The organism is Streptomyces sp. 63XJN7_1_ISO-PGPR-S23-121, from assembly GCF_056173025.1.
In genome coordinates, this window is the sequence record NZ_CM149653.1 from 2,908,592 (window position 1) to 2,933,397 (window position 24,806).

A 24,806-nucleotide genomic window follows, 5' to 3' on the forward strand; every position below is an offset into this window, starting at 1 on the left:
ATGGCCATGCCGCTGCGTCAGTCCATCAAGGTCGCTACATACTTGGCCGAACAGAAGCTCCGGCGGCGGGACAAGTTCCCGCTGATCGTGGAGCTGGAGCCGTTGTTCGCCTGCAATCTCAAATGCGAGGGATGCGGCAAGATCCAGCACCCGGCCGGTGTGCTCAAGCAGCGCATGCCGGTCGCGCAGGCGGTGGGGGCGGTGCTCGAATCCGGGGCGCCGATGGTCTCCATCGCCGGCGGCGAGCCGCTGATGCACCCGCAGATCGACGAGATCGTCCGCCAGCTGGTGGCCAAGCGGAAGTACGTCTTCCTGTGCACCAACGCCCTGCTCATGCGCAAGAAGATGGACAAGTTCACGCCCTCGCCGTACTTCGCGTTCGCGGTGCACATCGACGGGCTGCGCGAGCGGCACGACGAGTCCGTGGCGAAGGAGGGGGTGTTCGACGAGGCCGTCGAGGCCATCAAGGAGGCCAAGCGGCGCGGCTTCCGGGTCACCACCAACTCGACCTTCTTCAACACCGACACCCCGCAGACCATCGTCGAGGTGCTCAACTTCCTCAACGACGACCTCCAGGTCGACGAGATGATGATCTCGCCCGCCTACGCCTATGAAAAGGCGCCCGACCAGGAGCACTTCCTGGGCGTGGAGCAGACCCGCGAGCTGTTCAAGAAGGCCTTCTCGGGCGGCAACCGGGCCCGCTGGCGGCTCAACCACTCCCCGCTGTTCCTCGACTTCCTCGAGGGCAAGGTCGACTTCCCCTGCACCGCCTGGGCGATCCCGAACTACTCCCTCTTCGGCTGGCAGCGTCCCTGCTACCTGATGAGCGACGGGTACGTCCCCACGTACCGGGAGCTGATCGAGGACACCGACTGGGACAAGTACGGCCGCGGCAAGGACCCGCGCTGCGCCAACTGCATGGCGCACTGCGGCTACGAGCCCACCGCCGTCCTGGCCACCATGGGCTCGCTCAAGGAGTCCCTGCGGGCCATGCGGGAGACGGTCTCCGGGAACCGGGACTGAGGGCGTGACCGCCGTCTCCCTGGGCGTCCCCGGGGTACCGGTCCGGCCGATCGCCGAGCGGCGCGAGTCGCGGCGGATCCAGGTCGGGCCGGTGGCGGTCGGGGGCGGGGCCCCGGTGTCGGTGCAGTCCATGACGACGACCCGTACGTCCGACATCGGTGCGACGCTGCAGCAGATCGCCGAGCTGACGGCGGCCGGCTGCCAGATCGTGCGTGTGGCGTGTCCCACGCAGGACGACGCCGACGCCCTGCCGGTGATCGCGAAGAAGTCGCGGATCCCGGTGATCGCCGACATCCACTTCCAGCCGAAGTACGTCTTCGCCGCCATCGAGGCGGGCTGTGCCGCGGTCCGTGTGAACCCGGGCAACATCAAGCAGTTCGACGACAAGGTCAAGGAGATCGCCCGGGCGGCGAAGGACCACGGCACCCCGATCCGCATCGGCGTGAACGCGGGCTCCCTGGACCGGCGCCTGCTGCAGAAGTACGGCAGGGCGACCCCCGAGGCGCTCGCCGAGTCCGCCCTGTGGGAGGCGTCCCTCTTCGAGGAGCACGACTTCCGCGACATCAAGATCTCGGTCAAGCACAACGACCCGGTCGTCATGGTCGAGGCCTACCGGCAGCTCGCCGCCCAGTGCGACTACCCGCTGCACCTCGGCGTCACCGAGGCAGGCCCCGCCTTCCAGGGCACCATCAAGTCCGCCGTCGCCTTCGGCGCCCTGCTCTCCCAGGGCATCGGCGACACCATCCGCGTCTCCCTGTCCGCGCCGCCGGTCGAGGAGATCAAGGTCGGCATCCAGATCCTGGAGTCGCTGAACCTGCGACAGCGCGGCCTGGAGATCGTCTCCTGCCCCTCCTGCGGCCGCGCCCAGGTCGACGTCTACAAGCTCGCCGAGGAGGTCACCGCCGGCCTGACCGGCATGGACGTCCCGCTGCGCGTCGCCGTCATGGGCTGCGTGGTCAACGGGCCCGGCGAGGCCCGCGAGGCCGACCTCGGCGTCGCCTCCGGCAACGGCAAGGGCCAGATCTTCGTCAAGGGCGAGGTCATCAAGACCGTCCCCGAGTCCAGGATCGTGGAGACCCTCATCGAAGAGGCCATGAAGCTCGCCGAGCAGATGGAGAAGGACGGCGCGTCGGGGGAGCCGGCCGTCACCGTGAACTGAACAGCACGGACCGAAGGGGGCTTGAGCGTGACGATTCTGGAGAGCATCCGGGGGCCACGCGACCTGAGAACGCTGTCCAAGGCGCAACTCGGCGAACTGTCGGACGAAATACGTGATTTCCTGGTGCAGGCGGTCGCCCGTACCGGCGGACACCTCGGACCCAATCTCGGCGTGGTGGAACTCACCGTCGCCCTGCACCGGGTCTTCGAGTCACCGGCCGACCGCATCCTGTGGGACACCGGCCACCAGAGCTACGTGCACAAGCTCCTGACCGGCCGTCAGGACTTCTCCAAGCTGCGCGGCAAGGGCGGGCTCTCCGGCTATCCCTCGCGCGAGGAGTCCGAGCACGACGTCATCGAGAACAGCCACGCCTCCACGGCGCTCGGCTGGGCCGACGGCCTCGCCAAGGCCCGCCAGGTGCGGGGGGAGCGGGGCCACGTCGTCGCCGTCACCGGCGACGGCGCGCTCACCGGCGGCATGGCCTGGGAGGCGCTGAACAACATCGCGGCCGCCAGGGACCGGCCGCTGATCATCGTCGTCAACGACAACGAACGCTCGTACGCGCCGACCATCGGCGGCCTCGCCGACCACCTGGCGACGCTGCGCACGACCGACGGCTACGAGCGGGTGCTGGCCTGGGGCAAGGAGGCGCTCCAGCGCACACCCGTGGTCGGCGACATCCTGTACGAGGCCCTGCACGGCGCCAAGAAGGGCTTCAAGGACGCCTTCGCGCCGCAGGGGCTCTTCGAGGACCTCGGACTGAAGTACCTGGGCCCGATCGACGGGCACGACATCGGTGCCGTCGAATCGGCGTTGCGGCGCGCGAAGCGCTTCCACGGCCCGGTGCTGGTGCACTGCCTCACCGAGAAGGGCCGCGGCTACGAGCCCGCCCTGCGCGACGAGGCGGACCACTTCCACACGGTCGGTGTGATGGACCCGCTGACCTGCGCACCGCTCAGCCCCTCGGACGGGCCGTCCTGGACCGCCGTGTTCGGCGAGGAGATGGCGCGGATCGGCGAGGAGCGCGACGACGTCGTGGCCATCACCGCGGCCATGCTGCACCCGGTCGGGCTGGGGCCCTTCGCCGAGCGGTTCCCCGACCGGGTCTGGGACGTCGGCATCGCCGAGCAGCACGCGGCCGTGTCCGCCGCCGGACTCGCGACGGGCGGACTCCACCCGGTCGTCGCCGTCTACGCCACCTTCCTCAACCGCGCCTTCGACCAGCTCCTGATGGACGTGGCCCTGCACCGCTGCGGCGTCACCTTCGTGCTGGACCGGGCGGGCGTCACCGGTGTCGACGGCGCCTCGCACAACGGCATGTGGGACATGTCCGTCCTCCAGGTCGTCCCGGGCCTGCGCATCGCCGCGCCGCGCGACGCCGAACAGCTGCGCGTCCAGCTGCGCGAGGCGGTCGCCGTCGACGACGCGCCGACGCTGCTGCGCTTCCCGAAGGAGTCCGTCGGGCCCGCCCTCCCGGCCGTTGACCGGGTCGGCGGCATGGACGTCCTGCACGCCGCCGGCCGGCCCGAGGTGCTGCTGGTCGCCGTCGGTGTGATGGCGCCCGTGTGCCTGCGGGCGGCCGAGCTGCTGGAGGGCCGCGGCATCGGCTGCACCGTCGTCGACCCGCGCTGGGTCAAGCCCGTCGATCCGGCGCTGCCGCCCCTGGCCGCCCGGCACCGCCTGGTGGCCGTCGTCGAGGACAACAGCCGTGCCGCCGGGGTCGGCTCCGCGGTGGCGCTGGCCCTCGGCGACGCCGAAGTCGACGTACCCGTACGGCGGTTCGGCATCCCGGACCAGTTCCTCGCGCACGCCAAGCGCGCCGAGGTGCTCGCCGACATCGGTCTCACCCCGGTCGAGATCGCCAGCCGGATCAGCGCGAGCCTGGCCGTGAGGGAAGCGGCCGGGGACGAGGGAACCGTCATGCCTGGGCAAGGAGAGAGCTGAATGACCAAGGAGTTCGATCTCGGCGCGCTGCTGGCCGAGCGTGGCGCCGAGCGGTACGAGCTGCACGCGAAGCACCTCAACCACCAGTTGCCGCGCATGCTGCGCACCATCGGCTTCGACAAGGTCTACGAGCGGGCCGAGGGCGCGCACTTCTGGGACACGGACGGCAACGACTACCTGGACATGCTGGCCGGGTTCGCCGTCATGGGCCTGGGCCGTCACCACCCCGTCGTCCGCAAGGCGCTGCACGACGTCCTCGACGCCTCGCTGGCCGACCTGACCCGGTTCGACTGTCCGCCGCTGCCCGGGCTGCTGGCCGAGCGGCTGCTCTCCTACAGCCCCCACCTGGACCGCGTCTTCTTCGGCAACAGCGGTACGGAGGCCGTGGAGACCGCGCTGAAGTTCGCCCGGTACGCGACCGGCCGGCACAGGATCCTGTACTGCTCGCACGCCTTCCACGGGCTGACCACCGGCTCGCTGTCGGTGAACGGCGAGGCCTGCTTCCGGGACGGCTTCGCACCGCTGCTGCCCGACACCGCCGTACCGCTCGGCGACCTGGACGCCCTGGCCCGCGAGCTGGGCCGGGGCGACGTGGCCGCGCTGATCGTCGAGCCCATCCAGGGCAAGGGCGTCCACGAGGCCCCACCCGGCTACCTGCGCGCCGCACAGGAGCTGCTGCACCGGCACAAGGCGCTGCTCATCGCCGACGAGGTGCAGACCGGACTGGGCCGGACCGGCGCGTTCTACGCCTACCAGCACGAGGAGGGCGTCGAGCCCGACCTGGTGTGCGTCGCGAAGGCGCTGTCCGGCGGGTACGTGCCGGTGGGGGCCACGCTGGGCAAGGACTGGATCTTCCAGAAGGTGTACTCCTCGATGGACCGGGTGCAGGTCCACTCGGCGAGCTTCGGCTCCAACGCGCAGGCCATGGCCGCCGGGCTCGCGGTGCTGTCGGTGATGGAGAACGAGGAGATCGTGGCGAACGCCGCCGCCGTGGGTGAGCGGCTCAAGTCCCGCCTGACGGAGCTGGTGGACCGCTACGAGCTGCTCGCCGACGTCCGGGGCCGGGGGCTGATGATCGGCATCGAGTTCGGCCGGCCGAAGTCGCTGCGGCTGCGCAGCCGCTGGACGATGCTGCAGGCCGCACGGAAGGGGCTCTTCGCCCAGATGGTGGTGGTGCCGCTGCTGCACCGCCACCGGATCCTGACGCAGGTGTCCGGCGATCATCTCGAGGTGATCAAGCTGATCCCGCCGCTGATCATCGACGCGTCGGACGCGGACCGGTTCGTCGACGCCTTCACCGACGTGATGGAGGACGCCCACCACGGCGGGCTGATGTGGGACTTCGGGAAGACTCTGGTCAGGCAGGCGGTGGCGAACCGCTAGCCGGCGGAGGCCGGCCGTCCCTTTGCCTGTGAGGCAATAAAATTGCCTTGCAGGCAAAATCGGGGCTGAATGGAGACATGACCTCCTCGAACGACCCGTCGGGGGAGCCGGCGGACGCCGTGTCCTCCGTGGTCGCCCCGCAGCTGCGCGCCCTGCGGCACCGTGCTGCTCTCACCCTGGAGGCGGCGGCCCGCGCCGCGGGGCTGTCGCCCGCGCACCTCTCCCGGCTGGAGACCGGGCAGCGTCAGCCCTCGCTGCCGATGCTGCTCTCGCTCGCCCGTATTTATGGTACGACCGTCTCGGAGCTGCTCGGCGAGACGGCCGCGGACCGGGACGCCGTCGTGCGGGCCGGGGACATGGAGCCGACCGCCGCGGGCGGCTGGACGTACTGGCAGGCCGGCGGTTCCGGCCGCGGGATGCAGGCCCTGCGCGTCCGTGTGCCGCACGGCTCCCAGGGCGACATCGTGCGCGTGCACCCCGGCGAGGAGTGGCTCCACGTCCTGCGGGGCCGGCTGCGGCTGCGCCTCGGGGACGCCGTTCACCTGCTCGGCCCGGGCGACAGCGCCCACTTCGACTCCCTGACCCCGCACCGGATCGCCGCCCAGGACGCCGACGGGCTCGAACTCCTCTTCGTCCACACCCTGCTGCAGAGCCCCACGGCGGCGCTGTGCCTGGGGCCCGTCACCACACCGACCCGTCACACCGCAGGAGAGATGCCATGAGCACGATCCAGGACAAGCTCCCGCGCGCCCTGTGGGTGCGACTCCTCATCTACATCGCCCTCGGGCACGTCGTCGCGGGCTTCCTCTTCCTGCTCTTCGAGGTCGGCGCCAAGTAGCCGGCCGGACCGTGAGCGGGCGGCTCAGTCCACCATCCGCTCGCGCAGCCGCTCCCGGATCTCCGGGGTGACGCGCAGCCCCTTCTCCAGGTAGGCGTCGACCCCGCCCCAGGTCGCCTCGACGGTCTCGAAGGCCGCGGAGAGGTATTCGGCGCGCGCGTCGAACAGAGGGCTGAGCAACTCCATGACCTCGGGGGAGTAGGCCGAGGCGGCGGATCCGCTGCGGCGCACCTTGTAGCGGCGGTGCGTCGCGTTCGACTTCAGGTAGTCCTCCACGATGGCGTCGCGCCGCACGCCCAGGGCGAGCAGGGTGATCGCGATCGACAGGCCCGCGCGGTCCTTGCCGGCCGCGCAGTGCATCAGCGCGGGGACGCTGTCCTCCGCGAGCGCGTGCAGCACCCGGGAGTGCTCCGCGGTGCGCTCCTTGATGATCGTGCGGTAGGAGGCGATCATCCGGTTCACCGCCCGGCCGTCCGCCAGGATCTCGCGGAGCTGGTCGAGGTCGCCGTCGCGGACCATCCTCCAGAACTCGGCGCCGTCGGCCGGGTCGCTCAGCGGCAGGTTCACATTGCGCACGCCCGGCAGCTCGACGTCGGGTCCCTCGAGCTTGTGGTCGGCGGCGTTGCGGAAGTCGAAGATCGTGTGCAGCCCCAGTGAGGCGAGGAACGCGGCGTCCTCCCCGGTGGCGTGCGCGAGGTGGCCGCTGCGGAACAGCACGCCCTGACGCACGCGGCGCCCGTCCTCGGTCGGCAGTCCGCCCACGTCCCGGAAGTTGCGCACGCCGGCCAGCTCGGGTTCGGTCGACGGGACCTGCTGCGTCACGGGGGCTCCTCCCACTCCGCCCCGCCGGCACTGCTCGCCGACGGGCGCCCAGCCGACGATACGGCATCCCTTGCCTGCGGCAACGAGCCGTTCGCGGGGCAGCCGGCAGGTCCGACTAAGGGGCATCCGGGGCTTCTGCCCGAATCAGCCTTTTAATCCGAACTCGTAGGCAAGTAAGGGATGCTGGGACATCTCCCGTGAGCAGCGTCATAGCGGTGACCGTGCGTGGCTCGTCATGTCCACGTAATGTGCGTGCGTTTCAAGCCTCTTCGCGGAGAAGGGCGCTCGCGGAATCGACGGAGTGTGACCGCCCGTCCCCGCAAAGGATCAAGCGAAACACCCGTCCGCGGAATCACTCGCTTGTCCGTTCGCATCCCGGTCGCTTACGTTCACCACCGATCCGGACGGACGCCTAATCCTGCCGCCGACCGGAGCCCGCATCCATCCACCACCCGTACACGGCAGGAGCGGGGGACCCACAGGTACAACGCCTGTTCCGGTTCCCGGAACGGCTCGGGGTAAAGCCGCGTCACGACGCGGCCGGGCATCTCCAGCCCGCACCCGACAGCTCACCTCGCAGGCGCCGGAGAGGAATTCGCCATGCCCGCGAAGGGTAAGCACCGCCGTACCAAGGCCCAGCGCCTCACCCGCACCATCGCCGTCGCCGGAACCGGTGGCGCCGCGCTCGCGCTCCCGCTGATGGGTGCCGCCGCCGCCAACGCCGCTCCCGCGCACTCCGTCGCCGGACAGTCCGTCCAGTCCGTCGCGGCCGGTGCGCAGAAGTCGGCCGACAAGGGCTCGGCCTCGCACACCTACGTCGTCAAGAGCGGCGACTACCTGTCGAAGATCGCCAACGAGCAGCACGTCGACGGCGGCTGGAAGAAGCTGTACGCGGACAACCGCGAGGCCGTCGGCTCCGACCCGTCGCTCATCCACCCGGGTCTCAAGCTGTCGATCGGCCAGAAGGCCGCGGCCGGCTCCGCCAAGTCCTCCCCGGCTCCGGAGAAGGCCGCCGAGAAGCCGGCCAAGACCGAGAAGTCCGCCGCGCAGTCCGCCGAGAAGTCGGACACCGCGAAGACCTCCGCCTCGAAGTCCTCGGGCACGAGCACCCAGTCCGCCGGCACCACCAGCGGCTACACCGCCCCCGTGGCCGGCGCCGGCGTCGGCACCCCGTACCACCAGTCCGGCAGCATGTGGTCCAGCGGCTACCACACCGGCACCGACTTCGTCGTCCCGACCGGCACCTCCCTGAAGGCCGTCGGCGCGGGCACCGTCGTCTCCGCCGGCCCCGGCGGCGCGTACGGCAACCAGGTCGTCATCAAGCTCGCCGACGGCTACTACGCCCAGTACGCCCACCTGTCCTCGATCTCCGTCTCCGCCGGTCAGTCCGTGACCGTCGGCCAGCAGATCGGTCTCTCCGGTGCCACCGGCAACGTGACCGGACCGCACCTGCACTTCGAGATCCGCACCACGCCGGACTACGGTTCCGACGTGGACCCGGTCGCCTACCTGCGTTCGCACGGCGTCTCCCTCTGACGACGTCTCCCGCGCCACCGAAGGCCGGACCCCGATCCCCGGGTCCGGCCTTCGGTGCGTCCGCCACCGGGCCCCGCTTATTCCTGAGTTGGCGAACACTTTAGGAGTGGCCTTTCTCACCGCCCGTCAACCCCTGCCTACGGTCGCGTAGGTCACACTCCACGGTGAATCATGGACCGACGTGGCAGACGATTCGAAGAGTGACAGCAGAGCAGTGATCGGGTCGTACGTGGCGGTGGGGGACAGCTTCACCGAGGGCGTCGGCGACCCCGGCCCCGACGGGTCGTTCGTCGGCTGGGCCGACCGGTTCGCCGTACTGCTCGCCGACCGGCGCCCCGAGGGCGACTTCACGTACACGAACCTGGCCGTACGCGGCAGGCTGCTCGACCAGATCGTGGCGGAGCAGGTACCCCGGGCCGTCGAACTCGCGCCGGACCTGGTCTCGTTCTGTGCCGGCGGCAACGACATCATCCGGCCCGGCACCGACCCGGACGAGGTGGCCGAACGGTTCGAGCGGGCCGTGGCCGCGCTGGCCGCCACGGCCGGCACGGTGCTGGTGACCACCGGCTTCGACACCCGGGGGATACCCGTCCTCAAGCACCTGCGCGGCAAGATCGCCACCTACAACGGGCATGTGCGGGCGATCGCCGACCGCTACGGCTGCCCGGTGCTCGACCTGTGGTCGCTGCGGAGCGTCCAGGACCGCAGGGCCTGGGACAGCGACCGGCTGCACCTGTCGGCCGAGGGGCACACCCGCGTGGCGCTGCGCGCCGGCCAGGTCCTCGGCCTGGCCGTCCCGGCCGACCCGGACCAGCCCTGGCCGCCCCTGCCGCCGCGCGGCACCCTCCACATCCGGCGGGACGACGTGCACTGGGCGCGGGAGTACCTGGTGCCGTGGATCGGGCGCCGGCTGCGCGGCCGGTCCTCGGGGGACCACGTGATCGCCAAGGGGACGCTGACGGCGGACGACATCAGGCTGCGGATCGCCTCGGTGGCGTGAGGGCGGCCCCGGCGGCGCCGGCGGGAGGCCCTGCCGCCCAGCGGAAGTCGCCCGGCGGCTCCGGCGGGGCCCTTCGCCCCGCGGGAGGGGCCGGGCGGCCAAGCCGACCCACCGGGGCACGCGCTCAGCGCCGGGGCGTGGTCAACGCTCCCCGTTCGAGGCCGAGTTCCCGGGCGAGTGCCCCGTCCACCCACTCCAGCGCACGGGCCCGGGACACCGCGCCCGTGTACGACGTCAGCTGCACGGCCAGCCCGTCCAGCAGCGCCGTCAGCCGCAGGGCGGCGCCGTCGGGGTCCGGGCAGGGGAACTCCCCGGCGGCCACACCCTCCGCGATGACCTCGGCGATGGCCGCCTTCCACTGCCGGTCCAGCTCCCGCGCCACCTCCCGCAGCGCAGGCTCGCGCAGCGAGACCGCCCAGCCCTCGATCCACAGTCGCCAGCCCTTGGCCTGGCCGGTCGGGGCGTACCACCGCACGGCCGCGCGCAGCCGGCGCAGCGCCGACGTGCGGCGGCCGAGCAGCTTGCGCAGGCGGGCCAGGTCCTCCTCGGCGGCGCGGGCGAACGCGGCGGCTACCAGCTTCTCCTTCGTCGAGAAGTGATACAGCACCAGCGCGCTGCTCACCCCGAGCGCCGCGGCCACGTCGGCGATCCGCAACGCCGCCACGCCCCGCGCCGATATCTGCTCGATGGCCGCGCGCAGCAGCTCCTCGCGCCGCTCCGCCACACTCAACCGGACTCTCGCCACGCCCGTCACCCTATACAGGCGCCCGCACGTGCCACGACGGCCACCTGCGGCCCCGCCGGCTCAGTCCGCCGTGGCGGTGGCCGCGCCCGTGCGCCCCGTGCCGGGCAGGTCGCAGGAGTCCTTGAAGCCCTGGCTGGTGAGGCCGAGAGCGGCGTTGATGCGGGACCGCAGGTTCTCGACGGCGACCATGGCCGTCAGCTCCACGAACGCCGGCTCGCCCAGCCGGGTCCGCAGCCGCTCGGCGAGACCGTCGTCGACGGCGGGCGGCGTCGCCGTCACCGCCTCGGCGTACTCCATGACGTCGCGCTCCAGCGGCGTGTAGGCGTCGCTCTCCCGCCAGAGCGGCACGTCGTGGAGCTTGCGCCGGTCCATGCCGCGCCCGGCGCTCTCCCAGTATCCGAAGTCCATGCACCAGGAGCAGCCGATCGAGGCCGCCGAGGCCATCACCGCGAGCGCCTTCAGATCGGCGTCCAGCCTGTTCCAGCGGGCCACGGACTGCTCGAACCGCAGGTCGCTCCAGAGCACGCGCGGGTTGTGCGCGAGGGCCTTGCCCGGGTCGAGGACCTTGCCGTAGGTGCGCCGGGAGTACCACTCCATGACGCGGAAGAAGAGGGTGCGGGGCGGGGTGAGGGATACGCGGGCCATGGGGGGCCACCTTCCTGTCCGTCGGCCGTGCCGATCCGTTCCCGGCGCTCCGTGGGGAGCGCCCTCACCGGTACGACGAGTGGAGGGAACCCGGATGTGACATCCGTCGTTCGACGTGACGTCGGACAGGACGACAATGAGAGCCTGACCCACTCCACCAGGAGGTACCGTGGCCGCCCCCCGTTCCCCCCGTACCGGGCTCCGCGTGCCGCGGCCCGCCGCCTTCGGCGTCGACCCGGGCGGTGCGCGCATGGCGCGTATCCGCAGATCGCCGCACTTCCGCGACGGAGTGTTCCAGAACCCCGGCGGCCCCGCCCGGACCCGCCCCTCCGGTTCGGCCCGCGAATTCGCCCGCGTCTACTTCGACCGGGAGTCGCGGCTCGGCCGTGCCCCGCGAGGCACGGTTCCGGTGCACGCCACCACGCTCGCCGACCTCGCCCGGCCGCCCGCCACCGGGCTGCGGCTGACCTGGACGGGGCACTCCAGCGTGCTCGCCGAGATCGACGGACAGCGGGTGCTCTTCGACCCCGTCTGGGGCGAGCGCTGCTCCCCCTTCCCCTTCGTCGGCCCCAAGCGGCTGCACCCGGCCCCGGTGCCCCTGGCGTCCCTGGGCCCGGTCGACGTCGTCGTGATCTCCCACGATCACTACGACCATCTGGACCTGCCCACGATCAAGGCGCTGGCCGGCACGGACACCCTGTTCGCCGTGCCGCTCGGCGTCGGCGCCCACCTCGAGCACTGGGGCGTGCCCGCCGACCGGCTGCGGGAGCTGGACTGGCACGAGTCGACGCGCGTCGGCGGCCTCACCCTGACCGCCACCCCGGCCCGCCACTTCTGCGGACGCGGGCTGGGCAACACCCAGCACACCCTCTGGGCGTCCTGGGTCGTCGCCGGTGAGGAGCACCGCGTCTTCCACAGCGGGGACACCGGCTACTTCGACGGCTTCCGCGACATCGGCGCCGCCCACGGCCCCTTCGACGCCACGATGATCCAGATCGGGGCGTACGCCGAGTTCTGGCCGGACATCCACATGACGCCCGAGGAGGGCATACGCGCCCACCTGGACCTCCAGGGACGCGCTCCGGGCGGGGTGCTGCTGCCGATCCACTGGGGGACCTTCAACCTGGCCCCGCACGCCTGGGCCGAACCGGGGGAGTGGACGAAGGACGCGGCCGAGGAGGCCGGCCAGGCGGTGGCGCTCCCGCGGCCGGGCGAGCCGTTCGAGCCGGCGGGGAAGCTGCCGGTGGAGCCGTGGTGGCGGGCGGTCTCCGGTCCGATCGCGCACCCGTGGCGGCGTCCGCAGGGCGCTCAGCGGGCGGCCGAGACGAGCAGGGGTGATCTCGACCTCGCGGGGGAGCGGTGACGTCGGTCGGGGACGAGCTGGGGGAGATGGTTCAGATGTTGAAGCGCCTTCCGGCTGAGGTGCTGGATCGTTTGCTGTTGGACTTTGGTCTCACCGTGGAGTGGAAGTTCTCCGTCCGTGCCGAGCACCTTTTGCGCGGCACGTGTCCTGTGCCGCCCGAGATGGCTGCCCGGGCCGCCCCACAGGAGTCTCTGGCCCTCACCTTCCTGCGCGGGCGCCGCCGTATCGGTGTCCTTGACGGGCAGAAGGGCGCCAGGCTCCGGACGACCGGTGGGGACCTGGCCATGCCAATTGATCGCGAGCATAGGCGATCTGTGAGGAGCCCAGTGCACCCGCTGGCGGACCACCGGCACGAACGCGTTCGGGTGGTTCGGCGCTCCCGCTCAGCTCCAGCGTCCCACCCGCACAGGAGTTCTGCTGCATGACCTGTTCTCGCTCGTCGGCTTCCTCGCACTTGCTGCGGTCTGCAGGAACCGTTCAGCCATGCCCGTAGGGACGACTCGTGCGGCGGCAGTAGATCGAGTCCCAATGCCGTGGTCGCAGTGTGGAGTTCTTGATCCGGCGACACGATCGTCAGCAGTTCGCCGATTTCCTGAGCCGTCTGCGCACGGTCCCCCGGATCGGTTCCACCGACTTACTCGTCGAGGGCCTCTTCGCGGGAAGTGAGGGGGAGCCCGGCCGAACCCCGCGTCGCCGAATCCGCCTCATCGCGCGTCCACGGATTCCTCGGCTGCGTCACGGGCTCCGTACGGACGTGCCCCGCCTGTCGGCGGCGCCGGGGTAGGGCATGCGCACGCACTCGGGCGACGGGTGCGCGACGGCGCTGCGACGAGAAACGACGATCCGGCCAGTTCGCGGCTTGTTCCAGGCTGAGTACGGCTACTCAGACTTCTTGATGCCGGATACGGGTGGGGCCGGTGGTGACGGCACGTTAGCTTTCACTTCGTCCACACACCATTGCCGGTGAACGGGGGCCGTTCGGCCGGTGGTGGGTCCAGGAAGTCGGGGAGGGGCCACGCATGGCGTGGGAAGAGTGGGAGCGGCTCAAGGCCGCGGCGGCTGAGCGTCAGCCCGCGCACATGCAGCTCAACCAGTTGCCGGCCGACCAGGGAGGAACGGGCGGCGGTACCTATGGTCCTCCGTCGGGCAGGTTGCGGTCGGACAAAGCCGCGTGGTCCAGGGCGGGGGAGGGGCTCGGCGAGGTGCAGACCAACCTCGGCAAGGCGTTGACGAAGCTGGGGGATTCCCAGACCGGTCTCGACGAGGGTTCCGCGTTTCTGACCGCCGCGGCGCAGAAGGGGGTCTTCGACTCGTGGGAGCGCCGGGTGAAGGACATCGACGAGTGGTGCGAGGGTCTCGCCGGTGTTCTGGAGAAGACGGGGAACGACCAGCTGAGGACGGACCAGGCGATCGAGGCCGAGATCGCCGCGCTGAGTGTCGGTTCCAAGGACGCGTCCGCCGACCACGGCAAGGGCCGGTGATCGGTCGTGGACATCAAGACCCTCAAGGCGCTCAAGCCGGCCGAGTACGCGGAAGCCGCGGACGGATACCGCGCGGTGAGCGATACAGCCGACGCGTCCAGGGAGCGCATCGGCAAGCAGATCACCAAGGCCATGGACGCGGCCAACGAGGGAAAGGCCGCTGACGCGGCGCAGAAGCAGCTGAAGAAGCTCGCGGAGAACCTTCACTACACCCAGGTCGAGTGCGGCCTGGTCAGCGGGTCGCTCAACGGCTTCTCCGCCGAGATCGCCTCACCTCGGCGCCGCCTGATCGAGGCGTTGGACGATGCGGCGGCTCTGGGATACCCGGTCAGCCCGGCTGGAGACGTCACCTTTCCTGCAGGCGGCGAGAACGAGGCAACCGGAGGCGAGGTCCCGGGCGGCACGGCCGTCGGCAACAACGGCATGCTGAGTCCCGACAACAGAGCCCTGTACGGCCCTGGCCCCAACGGACTGTATTCACCGGATGCGAGAACCAGCGGCATCGACATCCACCACGGCAACCCGCACTTCGCGAAGGCCCAGGACATCGCCGACCGCATCGCCCACGCCCTGCGGGAAGCCACGGAGATCGACGAGCGGTACAGCGAGGCGCTCGGCAAACTCAAGGCGGCGCCAGGGCTGAACGTCAACACGAAGACGTGGGCGGACGTGGCCTACGACGTAGACGCTGTCAGCTCGGCCGCGCGCGATTACCTACAGGACACCGTCCCTTTCGACAAGACCCCCGCCGACCGAAAAGAGTGGTGGGACACCCTCACCGACGAACAGCGCGAAGAATACAAGATCGCATTCCCTGAGACCATCGGAAGCCTGGACGGAATTCCGGCCGCGGTGCGTGATGAAGTGAACCGCGAGAATCTGCATGTACTCATCGCCAAACTGGAAGGGCAGCACGACGAGACTTCCAAGGCGCAACTGGAGGGCATGAAAGGAATTCAGGAGAAGCTGGCCAGCCCCAGTCAGCCACCCATGCTTCTGCTCGGCATCGGGGACGAAGGAAATGGTCGTGCGATCGTAAGCTACGGGAACCCGGACACTTCGAGGAACGTATCCGCTTACGCTCCGGGACTAGGGACAGCGCTTGACGGCGACTTCGCGGACGACACGGTCCGGCGAGCATTTCAGACCGCAAAAGGGGCATACAAGTACGACCACTCCACCGCTTCCATCGTCTGGTTGGGTTATGACGCTCCCGGTTTCACCGAAGTGACGTCCACAACTCTCGCCGACAGGGGCGCTCCCGCATACCGAAGCTTCATGGAAGGCATACAGGCCACCAACGAGAACGCCGATCCGCACGTCACGGCCATTGGCCATTCCTATGGCTCACTCTTGGTGGGAACGGCGGCAAGAGAGGAGGGCGGTATACCCGGAGTCGACGACATCGTACTCCTGGGCAGCCCCGGCACCGGTGCGCAGACCGCCGACGAACTCAACGTCGGGAAAGGTCATGTATTCGCCGCATCAGCCGGAAATGATCCAGTTTCCTGGCTCCCGGCCCCCAGCAGCCTTATCGGCCCCGCACCTGCCATTGTCAACGCACTGGACGGCGAACGCTGGTTCGGCAGGGACCCCGTCAGCGAGAGTTTTGGCGCCACGCGCATACAATCGGGCGACGGCCCACTGCCTCTTTGGCTCTCCGGTGAGGGCCCGACCCCGGCCCACTCGGGGTACTTCGATTCCGAGAGAAATCCGTCCGCTGCAAACAATATCGCCAAGATTGTCTCCGGAAGAGCAGATCTAGTCACGACAGAAGAGTCACGATGAAAAGGTTTCCCATCGGAGTGATCGGAATTTCACTCGCGCTCCTCACCGTCGTCGGTTGCGGCGGTGACCATGGGCGTTCGGAAGACGCACGGAAGGGTTCGAATGTGAACATGCAGGAGGCGGCGGACAAGGCCGATGCGCTTGTTTACGAAACTCTCTCGACAGTGAAGCCTCCCATCGAGTGGACTCACGACGTGTCGGATCACGGCAGCTGTGGTGGACAGGCGACCGGGCTGGGGGACGTTACGCGCCGCGCGGTTGTCATGACAAAAGTTTCGAAAGAGAGGAGGGGTGCCCTGCTCGGCATCATCGAGCGTCATTGGAAGAAGAACGGAAACAAAATCACCGACGTCAACCCTAGTGTCGAATTCCCGGAAATTTACGCCGAAAGCGGTGACGGACTGCTCCGCATGAGCTTGGTGGTCGGCGGGGAGGGACAGTTCTTTCTGGACGTCCAAACCTCCTGCGTCAAGGAGTCCAGCGTGGCCCCACCGGCGACGAAAGTGAACGGCCGCAGTTACTACGGTGAGCCGATTCCGAGGCCCAACACGGAAGACGCCTTCTGGTCGTCCAGTGAACCCCTCCCGCCGACGTCTTCGGGCTGAAAAACCAGCCCGCCTTCTGAAGCAGGGTCCTTGGTGGCCGCGGATCCAGGCCGCGAGCTCGCTGCCGCTGACCGCGCCGGGCGGCAGACTCGTGACCAGGTGGATCCGCTCGATCGTCAGCTTGCCCGTGCCCAGATCGCGTCTCCAGCGCACGACTTGGAGGGCCTGGCGGGCGTGCGGGTAGTCGATGTGGGCGAAGGCGACGGTCTTCAGGCGGCGGAGGCGCTCATTACGGTTGAGCCGCTGTGGGCTGAAAGAACCGGGACCTTCAACCTGGCCCCGCACGCCTGGGCCGAACCGGGGGAGTGGACGAAGGACGCGGCCGAGGAGGCCGGCCAGGCGGTGGCGCTCCCGCGGCCGGGCGAGCCGTTCGAGCCGGCGGGGAAGCTGCCGGTGGAGCCGTGGTGGCGGACGGTCTCCGGCCCGATCGCGCACCCGTGGCGGCGTCCGCGACCTGACGGAGCCCTACGAGGCGGTGTCGGGCTCGATCATGCCCATACACAGTCGGACGTTCAGTTCGGGTGACCCTTCCACGGTGAAGTAGTGGTCCCGCTTGTTGTGCGGGAATCGCTCGCAGTCGTCGGAGGCGCTCCGGCCCTCGATACGGCCGACGACCATGAGGCCGGAGGGCCGGCACCGCTCCACGGCCCACGCCGTCCCCGCGGGTCCGCTGCCGACGCAATCGCCGCGGTCCGCGTTGTACGCGGCGCCGTCGCTGTGGCGGTAGCCAGACAGACGGTCACGTCGGGATCGCCGACGGAGTAGCGCCACTCGACGTGGTCGACGTAGTCGCACACGCTGCGGTCGGTGGTGTTGCCGAAAGCGCGCAGGACCTCGAAGACGCCACCCTCGCCGCACTTGGCCGGCTCGAGGTCCATGTCCTGCATGGTTCCGCTGTTGCGGAAGCAGTCGCCTCGGGATACGCCGGCCAAGGCGTGGCCGGGTTCGGTCGATCCGCTGGACGGACCGGCCTGGGGCGTCTTCCCGGCGGGTGTGCCGCCCCCGTCGGTCAGCGCGATCCTGCCCCACAAGGCACCGAGTACCGCGACCGCCGCCAGGGCGAGGACGGCCGGCCGCGTACGCCGTGAACGGGGGGGCCGTGCAACCGGTTCCGGCTCCGGACTGTTCGCCGCTCCCGTCGTGAAGATCCTGGTCGGGTCGAGGTCGTGTGGCCCGGGGAGGACGACGGTGGGGTCGATGTCGGTGTAGCGGCGCAGTTCGGTGTGCTGTCGCCGGGTGAGCGTGTGGACGGCTTCGGGCCACAGGGATGGGATCGGGGGCGGCGTGCCGAGGGTGGCCAGGAGGGTCTGTGCGTCGGGCCGTTGGGTTGGGTCGGGGAGCAGGCAGGGTTCGATGATGTGGCGCAGTGCGGTGGGGATGGGGTCCAGGTCCGCGGTGGCCATCATGACGTTGTAGCGGGTCTGTTCGCCGGTCGTGCCCTGGAAGGGGTTGCGGCCGGTGGCTGCTGTCGCGAGCAGGGTTCCCAGGGAGAAGATGTCGCTGGCGGGGGTGAGGTCGGACAGGCCCATGGCCTGTTCGGGGGACATGAATGCCGGGTTGCCGATGGCCACGCCGGTGCCGGTCACGGTGACGAGTTGGGTCTGGTCGGGTGTGCCGGCTGTAGGGCCGGCTGATCTGGCGATGCCGAAGTCGATCACGACGGGTCCGTCGTCGGCCAGGAGGACGTTGGCGGTCGACAGGTCGCGGTGGATGAACTGGGCGGTGTGGATGTCGCGCAGTGCGGTGGCGAGTCCTGCCGCGAGGTGCAGCACGGTGTTCTCCGGCAGGGCCGTCGTCTCGGTCAGGGCGCGGTGGAGGGTGGGTCCGTGGTGGAACTCGTAGGCCAGCCAGGGGACTCCGGCGTCGGCGTCGGCGTCGACCACTCGGGCGGTGCGGGGGCTGCGGACTCTTTGTGCGGCGAGGGCCTCGCGGCGCAGTCGTTCGCGGAAGGTGTTGTCGTAGGCGGCGAAGGTGTCGCGTACGAGTTTGACCGCGACGAGGCCGCCTGCCGGATCGGAGGCCAGCAGCACCCGGCCCATGCCTCCCTCGCCCAGCACCGCGCGGGTCCGGTACGGTCCCACCGTGCGCGGATCGGACGGCGCCAGGTCCCACACAGACGGCCTCTCCCTGAAGAAGGTGGTGCGCCTTGACTTCGCTCCTGAGAATCGCGGCCGGTTTTCCTGTGACCGGGAGTGTGCGTCACTGTAGTGGACGACGGTCGGGACTCGTCGAGGTTCCGGCAAGGTCGCCGACGAGGTGGGCGGGCCGAACGAGCATCCGCCCGAAGGCAGGACACGAGCGGCCCGGCGAGTCGTCGCCGGGCCGCTCTCCTGTGCGGAACCGCCCGGCCCGCGAAGCCTCTGTCACCCCCATTGCCCGCGGTGACTCCGGGAGAAGCTGTCCGCGGCCCTGCGGGCCATCTGTCGCTGATGCCGGCGGAGCAGCGGGCGGCCATCGACGAGGCGTCCGCGGTGGCCCGCGAGCACGTCGGGTACCGCGAGCGTGGCCGGACGCCGCCCGCCGAGCTGGAGGGGCGCTACGCCGGAGCCCGCCGGGACGTCCTGTCGCCGCTGCTGGCCGCCGGCGGCCTGGACCGGGTCACGTGGGCGGCCAGCGCGCCGGCGCCCATGCCGGTCGACGGGGCCAGCCGCACCGCGCACTCCCGGGCGGCCGCCGGCACGTCGAACGAGGTCACCCATGGTGACCGAATTTGATCGAATCGGACCGGCGTCGGCGCTTCGGGAACGACTCCTTCACCGGCTTATCGGTCTGTCGTACGACGCCTCATACCAGAGCGGGACCTTGTCCGTGGGACTTCCGCAACTGCCCACCGCACGTGACGCACAGGCGACTACTGTCAGTGTCCGTCGGGCGGCGTAGGGCCGGATCCCCTGCCCGTCCGGACGACACCGCGACGGCGCACGCCCGCATGGCGTGGCGTGCCCGCGTGGCGCCGCCGTCACGGCGGGCACCCCGGCCCGACGGACCAACGGACCAGTACGAGGACCCCGATGTCTCACCTCCGCGCCCCCGCCGCGCGAGCAGACCGCCGTGAGGGCGGGCGGCACGGCCGGCCGGCCCCACGCACCGCCCCCGCACTGCACGAGACCCACCTACGGCCCCAGCTCCTGCGTCTCGCCGTGCTGCCGCCCGTGGCGGTCGCCCTCAGCGCCTGTGCCGCCGTGCTGTTCACCGTCCGCTCCACCGGCGCACGGCCCGGTCCCGTCCTGTGGGCCGTGCTCGCCGGAGCGGTCTCGGTCGCGCTGGCGGCCGTCGTCATCGCCGCCGTCGCCGCCGGCCGGGCCGCCCGGTCCGTGCACGAGCGCGTCGGCGCGCTGCGCCGCAGCACCGCACGCGGGGAAGCCGATCTGCGCGCCGCGGTCGAGGCGTTGCGCCGCGGCGAGACCCCGCCCCGGCGCAAGCCGCGCGGCGGGCCGCCGGACGACGCCGACGACTTCGAGCTGCTCGCCGCCGACCTCTCCCGCGCCCACGACGGCGCCGTCACCGCCGTCGTCCGGGCCGCCCAGCTCTCCAGCCAGGCCGGCAGCGAACAGAAGCTGGAGGTATTCGTCAACCTCGCCCGGCGCCTGCAGTCCCTGGTGCACCGCGAGATCTCCCTCCTGGACGAGCTGGAGAACGAGATCGAGGATCCCGACCTGCTCAAGGGCCTCTTCCGCGTCGACCACCTCGCCACCCGCATCCGCCGCCACGCCGAGAACCTCGCCGTGCTCGGCGGCGCCGTCTCCCGCCGGCAGTGGAGCAATCCGGTCGACATGACCGAGGTGCTCCGTTCCGCCATCGCCGAGGTCGAGCAGTACTCCCGGGTCCGGCTGGTCCCGCCGATCGACGGCACCCTGCGCGGCCACGCCGTCGCCGACGTCATCCACCTGCTGGCCGAACTCGTCGAGAACGCCACCCTGTTCTCCGGCCCGCAGACCCAGGTACTGATGCGGGCCAGCCTCGTCACGTCGGGCCTCGCGGTGGAGGTCGAGGACCGCGGACTCGGCATGCCCGTCACCGAGCAGAGCCGGATGAACGCCCTGCTCGCCGACCCCGACCAGGTCAACGTCGCCCGCCTGCTGGCGGACGGCCGCATCGGGCTGCACGTGGTCTCGCAGCTCGCGAAGCGGCACGGCATCACCGTCCGCCTCCAGACCAACATCTACGGCGGGGTCCAGGCCGTACTGGTCGTCCCGCAGGCCCTGTTGGGCACGGAGCCGGGCAGCCCGGACGCCGACGCCGGGGGCCGGCCGCAGGAGGCCACGGGGTCCGTGCCGGCGCTCGTCCCGCCGCAGCAGCCACGCACACCGGCCGCCGCGCTGCCACCCACGCCCGCCGGGCCCGTGTCCGGGACGCCGGTCTCCGACGGCCTGGTCTCAGGGACGCCGGTGTCCGCGGGACCCGTGTCCGGGGTGCCCGTCTCCGTCGCGCCAGCGTCGGGGGTGCCCGCTTCGGCTTCTCCCGGCACCGGGGCGCCGCTAGCCGAGGGGTCCGTGTCCGGGGCTCCGTTCTCCGTCGCGCCTGCGTCCGGGGCGTCCGCTGCCGTCCTGTCCGGCACCGGGGCGCCGGTGACCCCGGGGTTCGGGTCCGGGGTGCCCGGTCCCCCCGGACCCGCGCCCGCCGCACCCGGTTCCAGCTCCCCCGCCCCCGGCGTTCCGGTGCCCGCCGGCGCCCGGGCGGCCCGCGTCGCGGAGGGCGGGGAACCCGCGCCGCTGCCCGTGCGCGGCGCGCGTGAGGACCGGGCCAACCCGGCCGCCGCAGTGCCGGGCGTCCGGCCCGGCGACCGGGACGCCCTCGCGGAGCACGCGGCCGCCCCGCCCGTCCCGCGGCACAGTGCCGTGCGCGGCACCATGGACAAGCCCCGGCTGCCCCGCCGCCGCGCCCACGAGCACATCGCGCCGCAGCTGCGCGGCGGCCCCGCGCCGCGCCCGGAGCCCGGCCCGGACCGAATCGTCGGCCACGACCCCGGCCTGATGGCGGCCTTCCAGCGCGGCGTCGGTCTCGCCGAGACCCAACAACGCCTGGAACAGACCCCCTTGGAGACGGCCCGCCCGGAACCGCCCCTCACCGCGCGGGCCGCCCTCGACGCGTCCTCCAGGGAGCCGGCCCGCACCGCGTACCCCGAGGCGCCCCGCCTGCCCGCGCCCCGCGCCGACCGCACCGCCCCGCAGGACGGGAGCGCCCCGGCCGGATGACCGCACCCCCGCCCACCCCCACGACCAGCGCTCCCACAGACCTTCGTACCCCAAGGAGTCGATCCACCATGGCGAGCGACGCGCCGACCGGCCAGGTATCCGATCTCGACTGGCTGATGAGCGGCCTCGTGCAGCGCGTACCCCACACGACCAGCGCGGTGCTCCTGTCCTGCGACGGACTGGTGAAGTCCGTCCACGGCCTCGACGCGGACAGCGCCGACCACATGGCGGCCCTGGCCTCCGGCCTGTACTCCCTGGGCCGCAGCGCCGGCGTCAGGTTCGGCGACGGCGGGGACGTACGGCAGGTCGTCGTCGAACTCGACTCGACCCTGCTCTTCGTCTCCACCGCCGGCTCCGGCACCTGCCTCGCCGTGCTGGCCGGCCGCGAGGCCGACGCGGCCGTGCTCGGCTACGAGATGGCGATGCTGGTCAAGAGCGTCCGCCCCTACCTGGTCACCGCACCCCGGCAGCACGCCGTGGAACCCCCGGCGATGAGGCCTTGAGGGTGGCCACGGCCGGCGACGGGCCCTGGCTCGACGACGCGGCCGGACGTCTGGTCCGCCCCTTCACCGTCAGCAACGGCCGTACCCGGCCCACCGTCGCACTGGACCTGATGTCCCAGGTGATGGCCACGGGGTCGACCCCCCTCGGCTACCTCGGACCCGAACACGCGCAAGCACTCGACCTGTGCCGGGCGCCCCTCCCGGTCGCCGAGCTCGCCGCTCACCTGAGGCTGCCGGTCGCGGTCACCAAGGTGCTGCTGTCGGACCTCGTCGACTGCGGCGCGCTGACCACCAAACCCCCCGCCTCGTTCCACCACGACCCCACGGACCGGGCCCTTCTGGAGGCAGTGCTCGATGGACTACGACGACAGCTCTGACCACGGCCACGACACCAACCTGTTCCCCACCGCGCTGAAGATCCTCGTCGCGGGCGGATTCGGTGTCGGCAAGACGACTTTCGTCGGCGCGGTCAGCGAGATCGCACCGCTGAGCACGGAGGAACTGCTCACCACCGTCAGTGCGGCGACCGACAGCCTCGACGGCATCGAGAACAAGCTCGAGACGACCGTGGCCATGGACTTCGGCCGCATCACCCTCGACCCGCAGCACGTGCTGTACCTGTTCGGGACCCCCGGCCAGGAACGGTTCTGGTTCATGTGGGACGAACTGTGCGAGGGAGCGCTCGGGGCGGTGATCATCGCCGACACCCGCCGCCTGGACGAGTCCTTCGCCGCCGTCGACTTCTTCGAGGAGCGCGGCCTCGGCTTCGTCGTCGCGATCAACGAGTTCGACGGCGGCCACCGCTACGACCCCGAGGAGGTGCGCGCGGCCATGGACCTCCACCCGGAGATCCCCGTCGTGCGCTGCGACGCCCGGATCTCCAGCTCCGGCGTGCAGACGCTGCTCACCCTCGTACGCCACCTCATCGCCCACACACCGGCCCCCGCGACGGGGTACGTCCACAGCGACGGAGCCCGCCCATGAGCTACGACCCGCCGCGCCCGGTCGGGCGCCTGCTGCTCACGCCCGAGGACCGGGAGGCCCCGGCCCGGGTGCGACGGCTGCGCCGGCTCGGTCTGGCGGAGCGTCCGGATCCGGCCCTCGACGCCTTCGCGGCCCATCTCGCCGGGCTCGTCGAGGCGCCGTACGCCATGGTCAACTTCCTGGTCGAGGGCGGGCAGTTCTTCGCGGGCCTGCGCGTGCCCGAGGTCCCGCCGGTGACGCGCGCGGACGGCACCCGTGCCGAGTTCGGCCGCGTCCAGCCCCGCGACCACGGCTTCTGCCCGCACGTGGTGGTCCGGCGCAAGGCGCTGGTCCTGGAGGACGTGCGCGACTACCCGCGCTTCGCGGGCAACGCCGTCGTCGACGGGTTCGGCATCCACGCCTACCTCGGCGCGCCGCTCATCGACAGCACCGGGACGGTGCTGGGCACGGTGTCCGCCGCCGACGTGCGGCCCCGCACCTGGGGGAGGGCGGGCCTGGAGACCGTCAAGTCGTCGGCGGCCGACCTCGTACGGCGCATCGAACGCAGCGCCGAGGACGGGCTGCCCCTGTGAGCGGTCGCCGGGTGTGAAGGAAAGCTGCGGCCGGGCTTAAGAAAGGCTCGATGGACCCGGGGCGGTCCCGTACGGCAGATTGCTGTGCGATTCCACTTCCGTCCCCGGACACGGGCCGCTTCGGCATGCCCGGCGCCGGGGACCACACCCGTCAGGAGCCGTAGCGTTGAAGGCGCTGGTCAAGGAGAAGGCGGAGCCCGGGCTCCGGCTCGCGGACATCCCCGAGCCCGCCGTGGGACCCGGTGACGTGCTCATCAAGGTGCTGCGCACTGGTATCTGCGGCACCGACCTGCACATCCGGGCCTGGGACGGCTGGGCGCAGCAGGCCATCCGCACCCCGCTCGTCGTCGGGCACGAGTTCGTCGGCGAGGTCGTCGAGACCGGGCGGGACGTCACCGACATCAAGGCCGGCGACCGGGTCAGCGGCGAAGGACACCTCGTGTGCGGCAAGTGCCGCAACTGCCTGGCCGGACGGCGCCACCTGTGCCGCGCCACGGTCGGCCTCGGCGTCGGCAGGGACGGGGCGTTCGCCGAGTACGTCGCCCTGCCCGCCACCAACGTCTGGGTGCACCGCGTCCCCGTCGACCTCGACGTCGCCGCGATCTTCGACCCGTTCGGCAACGCCGTGCACACCGCGCTGTCCTTCCCGCTGGTCGGCGAGGACGTCCTCATCACCGGCGCCGGGCCGATCGGCCTGATGGCCGCCGCTGTGGCCCGGCACGCGGGCGCCCGCAACGTCGTGGTCACCGACGTGAGCGACGAACGCCTGGACCTCGCCCGCAAGGTCGGCGCCAGCCTCGCCCTGAACGTTTCCAGGGCCACGATCGCCGACGGCCAGCGCGAACTGGGGCTGCGCGAGGGCTTCGACATCGGCCTGGAGATGTCCGGCCGCCCCGAGGCGATGCGCGACATGATCGCCAACATGACCCACGGCGGCCGGATCGCGATGCTCGGCCTGCCCGCCGAGGAGTTCCCCGTCGACTGGGCGCGGATCGTCACCTCGATGATCACCATCAAGGGCATCTACGGCCGCGAGATGTTCGAGACCTGGTACGCCATGTCGGTGCTGCTCGAGGGGGGCCTCGACCTCGCCCCCGTGATCACCGGCCGCTACAGCCACCGCGACTTCGAGGCGGCCTTCGCCGACGCCGCGAGCGGCAAGGGCGGCAAGGTCATCCTCGACTGGACCGCGTAAGTCATCTGCCTTTCCTAGGAGCTTC

General features: G+C 71.1%; 22 protein-coding genes, 2 pseudogenes and 1 riboswitch. Of the genes and pseudogenes, 20 read left to right on the plus strand and 4 right to left on the minus strand.

Annotated elements, in window-relative coordinates; all coding sequences use genetic code 11:
* From hpnH to AC0VYN_RS12630, 6 genes are all read left to right on the plus strand, one after another.
* Entirely contained in the window at positions 1-1,023 is a 1,023-nt protein-coding gene (gene hpnH, locus AC0VYN_RS12605; RefSeq protein WP_161163682.1) for an adenosyl-hopene transferase HpnH, read from the plus strand.
* 4 nt (positions 1,024-1,027) lie between these two features.
* On the plus strand, positions 1,028-2,182 hold the full coding sequence (gene ispG, locus AC0VYN_RS12610; protein WP_475536054.1) for a flavodoxin-dependent (E)-4-hydroxy-3-methylbut-2-enyl-diphosphate synthase: 1,155 nt from the start codon (positions 1,028-1,030) through the stop codon (positions 2,180-2,182).
* A gap of 27 nt (positions 2,183-2,209) precedes the next feature.
* Positions 2,210-4,126, plus strand: coding sequence for a 1-deoxy-D-xylulose-5-phosphate synthase (gene dxs, locus AC0VYN_RS12615; protein WP_475536055.1), 1,917 nt, complete (start codon positions 2,210-2,212; stop codon positions 4,124-4,126).
* Positions 4,127-5,509, plus strand: a complete 1,383-nt coding sequence (locus tag AC0VYN_RS12620) for an aspartate aminotransferase family protein (protein WP_475536056.1) — start codon at positions 4,127-4,129, stop codon at positions 5,507-5,509.
* A 77-nt stretch (positions 5,510-5,586) separates the two neighbouring features.
* Positions 5,587-6,231 carry a helix-turn-helix domain-containing protein gene (locus AC0VYN_RS12625; protein ID WP_475536057.1) on the plus strand — a complete coding sequence of 215 codons (645 nt, stop codon included), beginning with the start codon at positions 5,587-5,589 and terminating at the stop codon, positions 6,229-6,231.
* Complete coding sequence (locus AC0VYN_RS12630) at positions 6,228-6,347, plus strand: DUF6126 family protein (protein WP_189231612.1); 120 nt, start codon at positions 6,228-6,230, stop codon at positions 6,345-6,347. The genes AC0VYN_RS12625 and AC0VYN_RS12630 overlap by 4 nt, the downstream gene beginning before the upstream one ends.
* Before the next feature lie 24 nt (positions 6,348-6,371).
* Here AC0VYN_RS12630 and AC0VYN_RS12635 read toward each other — a convergent pair whose 3' ends face one another.
* Entirely contained in the window at positions 6,372-7,169 is a 798-nt protein-coding gene (locus AC0VYN_RS12635) for a tyrosine-protein phosphatase (protein WP_475536058.1), read from the minus strand.
* Positions 7,170-7,608: 439 nt separating this feature from the next.
* Positions 7,609-7,765: riboswitch (cyclic di-AMP (ydaO/yuaA leader) on the plus strand.
* A 4-nt stretch (positions 7,766-7,769) separates the two neighbouring features.
* On the opposite strand from AC0VYN_RS12635, the gene AC0VYN_RS12640 reads away from it, so the two are divergent.
* Together AC0VYN_RS12640 and AC0VYN_RS12645 are read left to right on the plus strand one after the other, a co-directional pair.
* Positions 7,770-8,705: a M23 family metallopeptidase gene (locus AC0VYN_RS12640; RefSeq protein WP_475536059.1), complete on the plus strand. Its 936-nt coding sequence runs from the start codon at positions 7,770-7,772 to the stop codon at positions 8,703-8,705.
* Between the two features lie 214 nt (positions 8,706-8,919).
* Positions 8,920-9,705, plus strand: coding sequence for an SGNH/GDSL hydrolase family protein (locus AC0VYN_RS12645; protein ID WP_475536869.1), 786 nt, complete (start codon positions 8,920-8,922; stop codon positions 9,703-9,705).
* A 124-nt stretch (positions 9,706-9,829) separates the two neighbouring features.
* Here AC0VYN_RS12645 and AC0VYN_RS12650 read toward each other — a convergent pair whose 3' ends face one another.
* Positions 9,830-10,450 (minus strand): TetR/AcrR family transcriptional regulator, encoded by a 621-nt coding sequence (locus AC0VYN_RS12650; protein WP_475536060.1) that lies wholly within the window; start codon positions 10,448-10,450, stop codon positions 9,830-9,832.
* 60 nt (positions 10,451-10,510) lie between these two features.
* Positions 10,511-11,095, minus strand: a complete 585-nt coding sequence (locus AC0VYN_RS12655) for a carboxymuconolactone decarboxylase family protein (RefSeq protein WP_475536061.1) — start codon at positions 11,093-11,095, stop codon at positions 10,511-10,513.
* Positions 11,096-11,264: 169 nt separating this feature from the next.
* On the opposite strand from AC0VYN_RS12655, the gene AC0VYN_RS12660 reads away from it, so the two are divergent.
* The 5 genes and pseudogenes from AC0VYN_RS12660 to AC0VYN_RS12680 form a co-directional block, all read left to right on the plus strand.
* The gene (locus AC0VYN_RS12660) at positions 11,265-12,458 is read left to right on the plus strand and encodes an MBL fold metallo-hydrolase (protein ID WP_475536062.1); all 1,194 of its coding nucleotides are present in this window, start codon (positions 11,265-11,267) and stop codon (positions 12,456-12,458) included.
* A 1,019-nt stretch (positions 12,459-13,477) separates the two neighbouring features.
* Positions 13,478-13,939: a hypothetical protein gene (locus AC0VYN_RS12665; protein ID WP_475536063.1), complete on the plus strand. Its 462-nt coding sequence runs from the start codon at positions 13,478-13,480 to the stop codon at positions 13,937-13,939.
* Positions 13,940-13,945: 6 nt separating this feature from the next.
* Positions 13,946-15,727, plus strand: a complete 1,782-nt coding sequence (locus AC0VYN_RS12670) for an alpha/beta hydrolase (RefSeq protein WP_475536064.1) — start codon at positions 13,946-13,948, stop codon at positions 15,725-15,727.
* 110 nt (positions 15,728-15,837) lie between these two features.
* A complete protein-coding gene (locus AC0VYN_RS12675; protein ID WP_475536870.1) occupies positions 15,838-16,332 on the plus strand; it encodes a hypothetical protein in 495 nt (164 codons plus the stop codon).
* A gap of 261 nt (positions 16,333-16,593) precedes the next feature.
* Positions 16,594-16,857 (plus strand): annotated as a pseudogene (locus tag AC0VYN_RS12680) (hypothetical protein); the annotation flags it as partial.
* Here the strand turns inward: AC0VYN_RS12680 and AC0VYN_RS12685 are convergent.
* Positions 16,845-18,446, minus strand: coding sequence for a serine/threonine-protein kinase (locus AC0VYN_RS12685; protein ID WP_475536065.1), 1,602 nt, complete (start codon positions 18,444-18,446; stop codon positions 16,845-16,847). The pseudogene AC0VYN_RS12680 and the gene AC0VYN_RS12685 sit on opposite strands and share 13 nt — an antisense overlap.
* 277 nt (positions 18,447-18,723) lie before the next feature.
* Here AC0VYN_RS12685 and AC0VYN_RS12690 point away from each other — a divergent pair.
* From AC0VYN_RS12690 to tdh, 7 genes and pseudogenes are all read left to right on the plus strand, one after another.
* Positions 18,724-18,971 (plus strand): annotated as a pseudogene (locus AC0VYN_RS12690) (long-chain fatty acid--CoA ligase); the annotation flags it as partial.
* 372 nt (positions 18,972-19,343) lie between these two features.
* Complete coding sequence (locus tag AC0VYN_RS12695; RefSeq protein ID WP_475536066.1) at positions 19,344-21,527, plus strand: sensor histidine kinase; 2,184 nt, start codon at positions 19,344-19,346, stop codon at positions 21,525-21,527.
* 68 nt (positions 21,528-21,595) lie between these two features.
* Positions 21,596-22,030 carry a roadblock/LC7 domain-containing protein gene (locus AC0VYN_RS12700; RefSeq protein WP_385460135.1) on the plus strand — a complete coding sequence of 145 codons (435 nt, stop codon included), beginning with the start codon at positions 21,596-21,598 and terminating at the stop codon, positions 22,028-22,030.
* Between the two features lie 2 nt (positions 22,031-22,032).
* Complete coding sequence (locus AC0VYN_RS12705; RefSeq protein WP_475536067.1) at positions 22,033-22,407, plus strand: DUF742 domain-containing protein; 375 nt, start codon at positions 22,033-22,035, stop codon at positions 22,405-22,407.
* Positions 22,385-23,014 (plus strand): GTP-binding protein, encoded by a 630-nt coding sequence (locus AC0VYN_RS12710; protein ID WP_475536068.1) that lies wholly within the window; start codon positions 22,385-22,387, stop codon positions 23,012-23,014. Before AC0VYN_RS12705 ends, AC0VYN_RS12710 begins: the two co-directional genes overlap by 23 nt.
* Entirely contained in the window at positions 23,011-23,586 is a 576-nt protein-coding gene (locus tag AC0VYN_RS12715; protein ID WP_385460141.1) for a GAF domain-containing protein, read from the plus strand. The genes AC0VYN_RS12710 and AC0VYN_RS12715 overlap by 4 nt, the downstream gene beginning before the upstream one ends.
* Positions 23,587-23,752: 166 nt before the next feature.
* A complete protein-coding gene (tdh, locus tag AC0VYN_RS12720; RefSeq protein ID WP_475536069.1) occupies positions 23,753-24,781 on the plus strand; it encodes an L-threonine 3-dehydrogenase in 1,029 nt (342 codons plus the stop codon).
* The last annotated feature ends 25 nt before the right edge of the window (positions 24,782-24,806 follow it).